At 54.6% G+C, this 11,835-nt stretch carries 11 protein-coding genes and 4 pseudogenes; 5 read left to right on the top strand and 10 right to left on the bottom strand.

Annotation, left to right across the window (positions count from 1 at the left end):
* Positions 1-212, bottom strand: a pseudogene (locus HDF16_RS23565) (IS5/IS1182 family transposase); the annotation flags it as partial.
* A 99-nt stretch (positions 213-311) separates the two neighbouring features.
* Between HDF16_RS23565 and HDF16_RS23570 the strand changes: the two are divergent.
* Positions 312-467, top strand: a pseudogene (locus HDF16_RS23570) (transposase); the annotation flags it as partial.
* 275 nt (positions 468-742) lie between these two features.
* Here the strand turns inward: HDF16_RS23570 and HDF16_RS32020 are convergent.
* A pseudogene (locus tag HDF16_RS32020) lies at positions 743-1,288 on the bottom strand (GntR family transcriptional regulator); the annotation flags it as partial.
* A gap of 118 nt (positions 1,289-1,406) precedes the next feature.
* Between HDF16_RS32020 and HDF16_RS23580 the strand changes: the two are divergent.
* Entirely contained in the window at positions 1,407-1,859 is a 453-nt protein-coding gene (locus tag HDF16_RS23580) for an OsmC family protein (RefSeq protein WP_348641411.1), read from the top strand.
* A gap of 30 nt (positions 1,860-1,889) precedes the next feature.
* A complete protein-coding gene (locus HDF16_RS32025; RefSeq protein ID WP_432432276.1) occupies positions 1,890-2,075 on the top strand; it encodes a DUF1272 domain-containing protein in 186 nt (61 codons plus the stop codon).
* Positions 2,076-2,334: 259 nt separating this feature from the next.
* On the opposite strand, the gene HDF16_RS23590 is transcribed toward HDF16_RS32025, so the two are convergent.
* Together HDF16_RS23590 and HDF16_RS23595 are read right to left on the bottom strand one after the other, a co-directional pair.
* On the bottom strand, positions 2,335-3,048 hold the full coding sequence (locus tag HDF16_RS23590; protein ID WP_184222266.1) for a LytR/AlgR family response regulator transcription factor: 714 nt from the start codon (positions 3,046-3,048) through the stop codon (positions 2,335-2,337).
* On the bottom strand, positions 3,045-3,833 hold the full coding sequence (locus HDF16_RS23595) for a sensor histidine kinase (protein ID WP_184222268.1): 789 nt from the start codon (positions 3,831-3,833) through the stop codon (positions 3,045-3,047). The genes HDF16_RS23590 and HDF16_RS23595 overlap by 4 nt, the downstream gene beginning before the upstream one ends.
* 375 nt (positions 3,834-4,208) lie before the next feature.
* On the opposite strand from HDF16_RS23595, the gene HDF16_RS23600 reads away from it, so the two are divergent.
* Positions 4,209-5,426, top strand: a complete 1,218-nt coding sequence (locus tag HDF16_RS23600) for an acyltransferase family protein (protein WP_184222270.1) — start codon at positions 4,209-4,211, stop codon at positions 5,424-5,426.
* A 414-nt stretch (positions 5,427-5,840) separates the two neighbouring features.
* Here the strand turns inward: HDF16_RS23600 and HDF16_RS23605 are convergent, their stop codons facing one another.
* Positions 5,841-6,854: a zinc-dependent alcohol dehydrogenase family protein gene (locus HDF16_RS23605; RefSeq protein ID WP_184222272.1), complete on the bottom strand. Its 1,014-nt coding sequence runs from the start codon at positions 6,852-6,854 to the stop codon at positions 5,841-5,843.
* Between the two features lie 180 nt (positions 6,855-7,034).
* Between HDF16_RS23605 and HDF16_RS23610 the strand changes: the two genes are divergently transcribed.
* Positions 7,035-7,286, top strand: coding sequence for an ArsR/SmtB family transcription factor (locus tag HDF16_RS23610; RefSeq protein ID WP_348641414.1), 252 nt, complete (start codon positions 7,035-7,037; stop codon positions 7,284-7,286).
* 517 nt (positions 7,287-7,803) lie between these two features.
* Here the strand turns inward: HDF16_RS23610 and HDF16_RS23615 are convergent.
* The 5 genes and pseudogenes from HDF16_RS23615 to HDF16_RS32035 all read right to left on the bottom strand — a co-directional run.
* Positions 7,804-8,445: a hypothetical protein gene (locus tag HDF16_RS23615; RefSeq protein ID WP_184222276.1), complete on the bottom strand. Its 642-nt coding sequence runs from the start codon at positions 8,443-8,445 to the stop codon at positions 7,804-7,806.
* Positions 8,442-8,858, bottom strand: coding sequence for a MarR family winged helix-turn-helix transcriptional regulator (locus tag HDF16_RS23620; RefSeq protein ID WP_184222278.1), 417 nt, complete (start codon positions 8,856-8,858; stop codon positions 8,442-8,444). Before HDF16_RS23620 ends, HDF16_RS23615 begins: the two co-directional genes overlap by 4 nt.
* Positions 8,859-9,172: 314 nt before the next feature.
* Positions 9,173-9,442 carry a TPR end-of-group domain-containing protein gene (locus tag HDF16_RS32030; protein ID WP_184222280.1) on the bottom strand — a complete coding sequence of 90 codons (270 nt, stop codon included), beginning with the start codon at positions 9,440-9,442 and terminating at the stop codon, positions 9,173-9,175.
* Positions 9,443-9,564: 122 nt separating this feature from the next.
* Positions 9,565-10,473, bottom strand: a complete 909-nt coding sequence (locus tag HDF16_RS23630) for a hypothetical protein (RefSeq protein ID WP_246409861.1) — start codon at positions 10,471-10,473, stop codon at positions 9,565-9,567.
* A gap of 168 nt (positions 10,474-10,641) precedes the next feature.
* Positions 10,642-10,890 (bottom strand): annotated as a pseudogene (locus HDF16_RS32035) (winged helix-turn-helix domain-containing protein); the annotation flags it as partial.
* Positions 10,891-11,835 lie beyond the last annotated feature (945 nt).

Raw genomic sequence — 11,835 nt, forward strand, 5'->3', positions numbered from 1 at the left:
TTGAACCACTGTTGCATGAAGTAGGTCCGCAGCATGATCGCAAGACCGACAGGACGACGGCCGTTGCCGGCCTTCGGGTAGTGGGGCTCGACCAGAGACTGTAACTCGGACCACGGAACAACCACTTCCATCTCATCCAGAAACAGCTCCCGGCGAGACTTCCGGCCATACTTCTCAAAGCTCGACTGAGACGCAAACGTCTGCTGCTTCATCGCCATCCACCCCTGACCATCAGATTAATCCATGAGGCGACGCAGAACTTGTGCAGAGTTTCCTTAGCGTACGATTTTTGACGTTTGGTGTAGGGACCCCAAGTAGAACACGTCTTCCATATCCTGAAGCGCGTCTTCGGCTTCGACAAGGTGCGCTACCGAGGCATCGCCAAAAACCATCACCGGTTATGCGCCAACTTCGCCCTCATCAACCTCTACCTGCGCCGCAAGCGCCTGGCATGGCTCGCCACATAGCAGGAAAACGGGCTATGAATCTTCAACTCAGCACAAAGCCTGCCAGAACAAGCAAAGCACCGCCACCCTCGCAGCAAAACAGGCGCCCGACTCAAGCTACTCGCAGACATCTCCAAATCAGCCGCCTACGCAGAGGCTCCCTAAGTATGAAGCTCGCCGGTGTTCTTTCGGACTTGTATTTTCTCGACGCATCCGACCAGAAACGCTCCGGCACGCCGAATGTGGCCGGTCAAAATGCGATGCGCGTGTTCGACATCGCGCTTTGAACACGCACTTACGAGACAACTGTGATCTTCAAGCCATGCCTTCCTCTGTTCCGGGAGCCGACGGTAACCCGCTTCGTATTGCTGGACCGACCGACGTAGCGAGCGGAAAAGTTCTAATTGCCTAGCCCGTTTTGCCGGACGATACAGGGCTTCATGAAAGGCGAGGTCGGCTACTATCCACGACGAGGTGGTCGATTGACGTTTTGCTTCGTAGGCTGCCATTTGGATTTCGGACAAATCCGATCGAGTAAGTAACGGAACCGCGCGAAGGATTAGGTCTCCTTCGATGAGCACCCTAAGGTCTGTGATCTCGTTCAATTCTGCCGTCGTGAGTTGTATAACAAAGGCTCCCCGGTTGGGAAAGACTTCCACCAAGCCATCACGTTCGAGGGTCCGCAATGCCTCCCGGATGGGGATGCGGCTGACCGCAAATCGGTCCGCTAGCTCCTCTTGACGCAGTGCGTCACCAGGACGGATCTTTCCCACAGAAATGTCGAGACGCAGCGAAGCCGCGATTAGGTCCCCGGTATTTTCGCTCTTCAGCAAGATAATCACCCGAACGACAGATTGTCATAGCAGCGGCGCTATGGCAACATGTATCCAATCTTGTTTTTCATTTACAGTGCGAGGAACGATGCCGCCATCACGCAAAGAACATCGATATGAGGTCCGCGTGAAGTGGACGGGCAACGAGGGGTCTGGTACCTCCGGCTATACGAGCTACACAAGAGATCATGTGATCACCTCCGGACTTAAACGACCGATTGAAGGATCTTCAGATCCTGCTTTTCGAGGAGATGTTAAACGGTGGAATCCAGAAGAACTTCTGGTCGCCTCGATTTCAGCATGCCACAAACTCTGGTACTTACACCTGTGCTCAGCAAGCGGGGTGACCGTCTTGAACTACACCGATGTGGCTGAAGGTGTGATGGAGGAGAACGAAACGGGAGGAGGACACTTCGTACACGTAATCCTCCGCCCGCACGTGACCATCTGCACAGGCGAGGATCGAGACACCGCACTAAGGCTTCACAGGGATGCCCACTCGAAATGCTTTATTGCCAATTCAGTAAACTTTCCTGTCACCCATGACCCGGTAGTGCACTGGGAAAACGAAGTTAGGTGATCCGTGAAGAGCGAGGGACCAATGCTTGAGATGAGAACAGCGTGTGAGACATGCCAGACGACGCTCGATTGGGACGGTCAAGCCGTCTTCATCTGTTCTTTCGAATGTACTTTTTGTGCGAATTGCGCCACAGAACGACATAAACAGGTATGCCCTAATTGCGGTGGTGATCTTCGAACTAGGCCAACACGCAAGCTGCCAAGCGAGACGAAATAAGCGCTCGATCGGCTGGTCTGCGGCATTTCACTCCAGTCCCAAGCCTCCAAGAGAGTCCGTCATTTTGGAGGCGGTCCAACGTCGGAGCGTCTGCGACCCGGCGGTGGTCACGACCTCTTCCGCTCGGCCGACAGAAACTCTCGTACGCGCCCCGACAAAATTGAGGGCACCAGACCCAGCTAGTACTCGAGTCCGGGATGGCCTACACACTCGATCCACGAGTCCTCCTCTTAGGTGACACGGTGCGTCCAGGGAGCAGCTACGTGTGACAAGACCGAGTGGGGTCCCAAAACGTCTTGGAGCATGGCACCTCCGCGCCACTATTGAGACATGCGATATAACTTCCATCCTCTTGCAGCAACAGTTTCACTATCGAATCTAGTCGCACAATCGAGCTTCTGCTGACGCGGGCGAACACCGCGGGATCTAGTTGGCTGTGTAAGCGATCCATGGTAACGCGAAGCGCGAACTCTCCCTCGGTGCTGAAAAGGCGGGCGTAGTTGCGATCAGCATCGATCCATTCAATGCAGTTTACCGGGAGCATGTACGCCACACGGAGACGTTCTACGAGGAAACGCTTGGTGAAGGTGGGCACAATTGCGGCTGGTGAACTCCGCAAGCGCTCGCGTGCACGTTGAATCGCTTGTGAAAACCTTTCTTTTGCTACTGGCTTAACGAGGTAGTCGATCGCTGCGGCCTCAAATGCCTCAAGCGCCTGATCGACCAGTGCCGTCAGGAAGATCGTCTGGAATTTCTGCAGGTCGCTGATACCTTGCAGAACCTCGAAACCGGATCCGTCCGGCAGATGAATATCCAGAAGCAACAGGTCGGGCAAGGTGTTGCGAATTCCGATGATTGCTTCCTCACAGGAACCAGCCACGCCGCATAGCACGAGATCGCCCTCCGCCCCGAGGAGCCGCTTCGCCTTGCGGAGCGCCGGCGGCTCATCTTCCACCACAAAGACCCGAATCATACCGGTATCTCCAACTCAGAGATTGCACCACCCATGGGATGGGCGCTGAGCCTTAATACCGCTGCGACTCCGTAACGGCTCTCCAAGCGCCGCTTCGTATTCGTGAGACCCTGGCCCTCATATATCGCCTGAAACCCGGGCCCGTGATCTCGAATCCTGACCGCAACTGTGCGATTGGAGAGCAGAATGTCGATCTGGATGTCCAGGTTTCCGGACTCAGGGTCCTGTCCATACTTGACTGCGTTTTCGATCAGTGGCTGGAGTAGAAGCGTGGGAATCTGGATGGCTTCAGCGCTGGAATCACAATGAATGGTGTAGACGAGCTTATTTTCGAAACGTGCTTGCATGATTTCCAAATATTGCCTTGCTAGTAAAACTTCATTTGCAATTGAATCCAGTGGCGAGTCCGGTGAGCGCATGGTCGAACGCAGAAACGTGCAGATGCGTTCCAACATCAGGTCGGCGCGATCCACGTCTTCATACATAAGGCCGGAGACAGCATTGAGTGCATTAAAGAGAAAGTGGGGCTGCAACTGACGTGTCAGACCATCCAGTCGCGCCATAGCGAGCTCTGATTCCATATCGCGACTGCGCATCCAGTCCCAGTAGACGGCATAGGCGCCGGCCGCCAAGACATAGGTAATTACGTCTGCGGGGAACTCCATAAAGTAACGCAGCGGCATCTTCCCGTAGTCGTATCCGCCGACTGCAATGATGCGGAAAACCAGAATGCGCGTTCCCCAATTCCATGAGGTATGGAGAACGGAAAACGCTGCTAGCAACAAGGAGTGTTGTATCCACGGAGTTATAGAACGTCGAATCGGATAACGCCGAAATGCCCACAGCATGAACGGAAGCAGAACGGCTGTACCGTAAACTCCGCTTGCCTGTTCAAGGAGAATGATCCCCCAATCGCTCGCGGAACCTCTAGCGAGTCGGTCGAGGCATCGGTAGGCAAACTGAAGCAAGACTGTGCCAGTGAAATAAAGGAACAAGTAGAGCCGTATTCGTTTCATGGGCATGTGTAGGACGTGATCCAAGTTCCAGCATAGTCGCATGAGACCAATGTTCTCTATCGGAGCCGGCTGTCTGGTCCCTGAAATTGGGGTGTTCGTCCCAAGGCGGCAGGTTTACGGCAAATTAACAGGCAGAATCAGCTCATGACATCTGCTCCGGAGTTGCAAGAAGGCCTGAGGGCCGGGTCGATCCCTCCCGTTGAAGGCAGTCGAGACTACTCCATCGACTATCTGCGAACAACGCTCACCTTGATGGTCTTGGCTCATCACAGTTCGCTTGCCTATACAACTTGGGGTCATTTCGATAGAGAGCACATCTTCCATTCGACGGCTCCTATCGTCGATACGGCGCGGTGGGTTTTCTTTGACTACGCGGAAAATTTCAACGATGTGTTCTTCATGGCACTGATGTTTTTCGTTTCAGGACTCTTTGTTTACCCAGCCTTGCAAAAACACGGAGCGATTCGGTTCATCCGTGACCGGTTCCTGCGGTTGGGTGTTCCGTTTGCCTTCGCAGTGACCGTTCTGATTCCCATTGCGTACTACGCTTCATGGCAACTTTCGGCCCACTACGCGGGGTTCTGGGAATTCTATGAGCGTCTTGCGATGAGTCGTTTTACCGTCGGGCCTCCGTGGTTCATATGGGTATTACTTCTCTTTGACCTTGTCCTCGCGTTGATTGTAGGCCCGTTCAAGCTGGATCACCCGTTGGCCGAACGTGTAATGAGGAGCCTGAAAACAGATGCACTTTCTGCAACGAGCGCTGCACTTGTCCTGTCAGCGCTGGTGTACCTACCGCTACTCTTCAAATACGGTTTCGGAACCTGGGCCAATCTTTACACATCTCCCTTCTCTTTTCAGATCTCGCGCATTGGCCTCTATGCTCTCTGGTTTCTCTTTGGATTTCTTGTAGGAGGGGCTGGGATCAACAACGGACTTCTGTCGCGCGAAGGTCGTCTAGCGCGAAATTGGCCGCTTTGGTTCGGGGCCTGCGTGGTTGCCTACAACGCGTTGTGGTTCATCCCAAAGTGGTCTGTCCTACACAATCTCTCCCCATTGACCAAAGGGACAGTCGAAGCTTCGCTCTGGGTGGCAAGTTGTGTGATGAGTTCGCTTGGCTTTCTCGCACTGTTTCGCGGCGTGACGTTACGTCCAAGGTCTTGGATGATTTCATTGAATAGGAGTGCGTACGCGATGTACCTCGTACATTACGTCTACATCACATGGATGCAAAGACTGCTGCTCTACCGTCCCATCCCTGCTGCCATGAAGTTCTTGCTTGTATTCCTCGTCGCGACCCTTCTCAGTTGGTTAACGGCTCAATGCCTCCTACAAATCCCAACGTTGGACAGGGTTCTTTGACGTGCCCCCCTGGCGACCGCTGGCATAGCTTGAACCTTTTCGAAGGAACTGTAGATTTGATGTCACTCTCGTTGCAAGGACCAGCACGGACGCCGCCGGGCACTCGCATCCGATGCTAACCATCCTTTCGCTGCGAAGGACAGGATCAGGGTCCAATTCATAAACCGAATGCACGTTACGAAGCAGCGTTTTTGAAACATCCTGGGATTCGTCTTGCCCCGCAAATGCCTTTAGGATTTGCCAGCAGAGGACAGTAAGTTCTCGCAGCGGTGCCCATAGTTGCCGCGCCAGCACATATGCAGATGAAGTTCCACAAGAGAGGCGATACTCACGCGAAATGCAGGAGTCGTGACCGCTGAATCCGAAGTATTGACTCCGAGTAACTCATGGAGCGGCTGTTCCTCATGATTCCCATTACTGAATCCCAACTCGAATCGCTACTTTTCCGAAAGGCCCGCTCTCCAATTGCTTGTAGGCGCTGTGAACGTCATTGAATTCATAAACCGAATCGATGATTGGATGCACCTCCAACTGCGCAAAGGCACGCAGCAGATCTTCCAGAGCGCGACGGGGTCCGACGCTGATTCCCCGAAGCACAGCCTGCTTCTGAATAGCAGCGAAGAGCGGCAGTTCCGAGGAAAACCCGTCGAGAATACCAATAATGGAGATTTGCCCTCCCGCGCGGAGAGCCGTGAGCGACTTTTCTATATTCGGTCCACCCACGACTTCGATGATATGGTCGACACCTTGGTCTGCGGTCGCGGCCAAAACCTCCTTATGCCATTCAGGGGTCCTGGAGTAATTGATCAGATGAGATGCTCCCATCTTCTTCACTCGGTCAAGCTTTTCGTCGCTGCTTGAGGTGACAAATACCTCAGCCCCGAGAGCCTTTGCTATCTGCAAGGCAAAGAGCGAGACTCCACCTGTACCTTGAACCAGCACGGTGTCGCCAGCTTTGAGCCCACCCTTTTCTACCAGCGAATACCAAGCGGTGAGTGCCGCGCAAGGAATCGCTGCCGCCTCTTCATCCGTCAGGTAGGATGGGACCGACACGAGAGCCTTCTCCGGCAAGACCAGATATTCTGCAAGTGCCCCCGGAATTGTGTTGCCTAATGAATGTGTTGACTCCGAATAGTTGGGGCGTCCATCGATCCAGCGCGTGCAGTAGTTGGTGAGCACTCGCTCACCCGCACTGAATCTCGTAGTCTTGGGGCCGATCGCCATGACCTCACCAACTGCATCGGCAACCTGCGTCATTGGGAACGCAAGATCCGGATTGTAGAGGCCATCGAGCAAAAGCTTGTCGCGATAGTTGAGTGACACGGCAGAGATGCGAACGAGTACCTCGCCGTCTCCGGGCGTCGGCTGAGGAATTTCGTTACACACAAGCTGATTTAGCGTGAATCCTTCAAGTTGCCATGCCTTCATTGACCGAATCTCCTCTGGTAGTTCGAGTGTATTCGAACTATAGTATGATGAAAATAACTTGATCGGTAGGATAGTGTCAAGAGACCAACCCGGAAGGCGGCCGTTACTTTGTTCTTGCCCAAAGAGCCCAGTTCGAAAGACATCCTGCTCACCGCGCTTCTGTACGCGCTTAGCGATGAAGTGCGCCTCGGAATTGTGCGGCAGCTCGCTGAACGTGGGGAATCTCCCTGCGGTGTCTTCGAAACTGACAGACCAAAGTCCTCGCTGTCTCACCACTTTCGAGTGCTAAGAGAGTCCGGGCTAGTCTCAACTCGCAAGAGTGGCACTGTTCTTCTTAACACGCTGCGCCGAGAAGAGATCGAACGGCGATTCCCTGGTTTGATCGGCGCGGTATTGGGAGAAATGCCGAAGAGAGGGCCAAAGCAGCGCTAGCCTATTTGTCGATCTTTTCGTCGCCTAGTGATTCAGCAAGCGGGAGTCAACGGGAGGACGAATTAGCTCCATGACGGACAAATCCCAGACACGGTAAAACGAGTGACCAAAACGCTCGCGGTGCACCAAAGAGGGTCACTGTTCTTTTCTGTTTAAGAACCGATACATCCCCGGGATAATTGGGAGTCCGCTCCTTACCCCAAGGGTCGTTTAATTGCCTTCATATTTGCGCCGCATTCGGCAGATAAAGCCTTCAATGATCGCTGCCCGCTGTGATTCGATTGCAATATATCCGCTAGCTTTCTTGACCGCGAATCGCGGGGAAAACGACAACTGAATGGTTATCGACTCCACGACTTTGAACTGATCCAGGATCGGTTTGACAACGTGTCGCCCTGTAGGCGCCCGTCGATCCAATCTGGGAACTTGCAGGCGTGAAGTGGAGTGACCGCGCGAATCAGGTTATTTGTGCTTCATGATCTTCTGCATGTTTCACATTGCCGAGGCAGAACATTCGCTAACACGAACGCATCGACTCAGTAGCACGATCAAAAAGAAGGCGCTCACTTACCGGCTGTGTGTACACCTGAGCAATGCAGATGAAGTGGAAGATGAGGAGCAACGGCACAGCAAATGTAGGTATCAAGCTCATCGGCAATACGGTCATGGCGCTCGTGGGCACGCCTTCGGAATGCATGAGACTAACGGTGCTGCCCAGCCCCACCGCGGTGAAGAGGTCAATCGCCCCGAGAGCCTGCCACAACACAAAGCCGACCTTGTGCGCCCGACGCCCCCAGTTGCGCGCTACGAACGGTGCCGTTGCGCCTATCGAAATGTCGCCCCAGCCCGCTGGAAGTGCGAACATCCCAGGGAGAATCTGATGCGTGTAAAGCACAAGGAAGACGAAACCCGCCACACGCCAAGACTGGATCATCGTGAGGACGCTGCGATCAAGCCCCATGCAGAAATCTCGGAACGTTCTGGAAGACGCGTACCAAACGCCGAAAACGATTAGCGGTAGCCCTGCGGCAATGCCGAGAGGAAGAGGTGGAACGGTCGGGGGCGTCTTGATCCAGTGGAGGGCCGAAGCGGAAAAGGCGATTACGAACCAGAGCGCGATGAGCCGTGAGGTGAACGTCGAGTATGCCTGTGCTGTCATTTGCCTTCTCCTATGCTCTGTACTGCGGTTGTGAGTTCGTCGAAAGCCTGGAAGGCGTTCAGCCATGCGTCCTGACCAAGCTGCTTCCGGAGTTGCTGCTGGACCTCGCCCCAATCGGGGAGCACTCCACTAAAAACGCCTTCTCCCCGTTTCGTCAGAGAGAAACTCCAGGCTCTGCGGTCCGCACCCTCAGTACGGTGTATCCACCCCGACTTCATCAGCAAACGCAGGCTGCGTGTCAGCGTCGTGCTGTCGATCGCGAGAATGTCGCCCAGTTGGCCTTGAGTCACCGGCGAGGCGAGCTGCAGGGCCTGCAGAATCGTGAATTGAGTGATCGTCATGCTGTGCTTTCGCAGAACGTTGTCATACGCCGCCGTCACCGTGCGGGCGGCTCGACGGACGGTGGCACACAAGCAAGGGAGTCTGATTAACGGGCTCATACTCGGATAGATGTATATGCATATAATACGATTCAGAAGAGTTTTGCGACTCTCAAGAGAACCGGCTCCTGCAACCAGCAGAAAGCGATTGAAAGGGGGATGGGTTGCGAGACGCCGAAGGGCAATGTTTCTCGCCTGATAGGCGACCTGCGACAACTTTTCTGACGTGGTCGGCAACGACTTCGCATCCGCTGTCGGCAGAGGACTTGCTGCACTACTCAGCTACCGTAGGTGTCACTACTTCCGTTACAGAGAAAATTCTTCCGCTCTTGCTCGTAGACGCCTTGCTACGAATGAGGGCCCGTACTGGAACCGCCGTCTTCAAGAAGGCTAGAAAATCGAGGGTCCGAGCGCAGAAAATCCCATTTGGGATCGACCGTCAAAAAAACTAGATGAACATCGTGCTGTTTTTCTGCACGCCTTAGCCACTCAAACACTAGATCTGTTTCGCGAAGCCCAGCATAGACCAGCGCCATTGCGTATGGCGGCACAAAACGGGCTTCGGCAATTGCATGTAGAGTATCGAGAATCGGTCGCGCTTCCCAGGCTCGGTTCATTCGGGCAGCAATGTACCCGCGCAGGGAAAGTGTTTCGAGTTGCCGCTGCTCAGTCTTGCCGATTGATTCAGTGACTCCATCGCAGCGTCATTTGCGCCCGTATCCAGCCGTGCTTGAGCCAGCTAAAAATGCCCGATCCAGAACTCAGGATCGATCACAATCGCCTCCCGTGCAAATTGTATTGCCGCCTCCGGATCGCGACCAGCAAAGGCGATCTGTGCCGAAAGCGCACGGTTCATCGCGTTCAAAGGGTCCACTTCACGTGCGCGAAGAATTGCTGCCGCTGTCTCTTGGTGCCTGCATTGATGTGAGAGCAGAATCCCTAACATGCGATGAGCAAATGCGTAGCTGCCGTCCTGTGCCAAGGCCTTGCGGTAGGCTTTCTCGGACTCCACCCAGTCCCAGCCGAGCCAGAATGAGAAAAAACCGAACGACGTCTGCGACTCCGCAAGACTTGCATCGCAGCGTATGGCATGTGCCGCAGCCGTCTTGGCTCTCTCAAGTAGACTCTCCGCCGGAACGTCGCCGGTGACGGGGCTTGAGCAAAGAGCATCCGCAACGCCGGACCACGCCAATGCATAGTCTGGATCGAGTGCGGTCGCACTGGTGAAGTATTCAATAGCCTTGGGCGTGGTGAGCGGCGTGAACTGGTCCCAAAAAAAACGTCCGCGCAAGTAGAGATCGTACGCCTCGGCATTCTGTGTATGACGATTTCCCAACGCACCTAGCCGCACCGGCGAAAGACTCAAATGAACTTGTTCGGCCAAGGCATCCGCGAGCTCTCGCTGAAGCGCCAACATGCTTCTGGGTTTGCCGTCATAGGTGGCGGACCACATCAGAGCCTGATCGCGGGCGCGGATGAGCCGTGTCGTTATTCGCAGATGTTCTCCCTCGGTGCGCAACGAACCCTCGATCGGGTAAGCAGCTTTGAGCTCTCGGCCTATCTCGGTCAGTGTTCGTTTTGTCTCTCGGTAGGCCATCATCGTCGTGCGCCCGATCACACTGAAGTGCTCCGGATCGATCTGGCCCAAAGTCGCTATCGACTCTTCGGTCAGCCCGTCCGTCAAGTAATTCCGCTCCGCATCCCTACTCAGGTTGACGAAAGGTAGTACCCCAATGCCGATATGCTGCGAAGGCTGAGTCTTCCCGGGCATCTCGTCGCGGTCGCGCTCTCGAAGCTCTGCCGTAAAACAGTAGCCTTTTCCCGGAACTGTCGCTATATAGCGGTTCTCTCCGCGCGTCTCACCCAGCACCTGCCGCAGCTTCGAAATATGTTGGGTGAGGTTATTCTCCTCGACAACGGTACCCGGCCAGACAGCGCCTAGGATTGCCGCTTTCTCCAGAACTTGGCCTCGATGCATGACGAGCAGTAGCAGCGTGTCGAACGCCCTTGATGTCAGAGGAATAGGCTGTCCACTGCGGCTCAGGCAGCGTTTTCCGGCATCCACACAGAAGTCGCCAAACTCGAAGCGCTCCTTGGTGTCTCACCTGTCACCGGAGCCTCTAAACATAAGTTTTCATATTTCTTCAGTTTATTCCAAGGACTTGTAGGGGCGGCATGAGCCAAAGTGTTTCTAACGCCTCGCACACCTTAAACCCGAAGGCGTCAAAGGGGATATCTATGTCTCAGCTCAAATTCAAGTTCATTCTGGCGGCTATATCTGTTGGAAGTGTAGTGCAACTGGCTGGTTGCTCCTCCATGCAGACGGCCAAAGCAGCAGAAGCTCCCTCACTCGTCGGCACATGGCAAGTGCAAATCAGCCTCAAGGACTGCGTTGCCTCTGCGCCACTGGGCCAACCCTTTCAATCCTTGCTGAGCTTCGCTCAAGGAGGGACTATGACAGAAACCACTTCAAATCCGGGCTTCTTCCCCGCAGTGCGGAGCCCTGGTCATGGAAACTGGAGTGCGACCGGCGATCGGCTCTACACAGCATCCACAGTCGCCTACATCACACTAAACGGCGTCTTGGCAAAAACTCAGACCATTACGCAGACAACAATCCAGATGACCGGAGACGACACCTTTCAGACTCCGTCGGCTTCGGTCAAATTCTATGGTCCGGATAGCAGCCCCCCTGGTCTCCGCGTGCGCCGTCGCAAGCGGAAAGCGATACGGGACCGACGGAACCCTTCAGCTCTTACCTTGCGAATTACCTGCGGGAGTCGATCAAGCTGGAGCTATTCATCGAAAAGACACGGGTCTCCGATCTGACTGTGGAATTCCACCTCCTGAGTCAGCGGGTGCGCTATAAGCGGCATCCGCGATTCGGTTATATGCCAAGGATCGAGATACCGACCAGCAAACGGGCGGACCTTCGGTACTTGGTGAAGCAGATGACCTCGAGCGCTAACGCGCTCTGGTCTCTCTCTGAGCTTCTTCGTAAGCTCAAACC

It is taken from the genome of Granulicella aggregans, from assembly GCF_014203275.1.
GTDB lineage: Bacteria > Acidobacteriota > Terriglobia > Terriglobales > Acidobacteriaceae > Edaphobacter.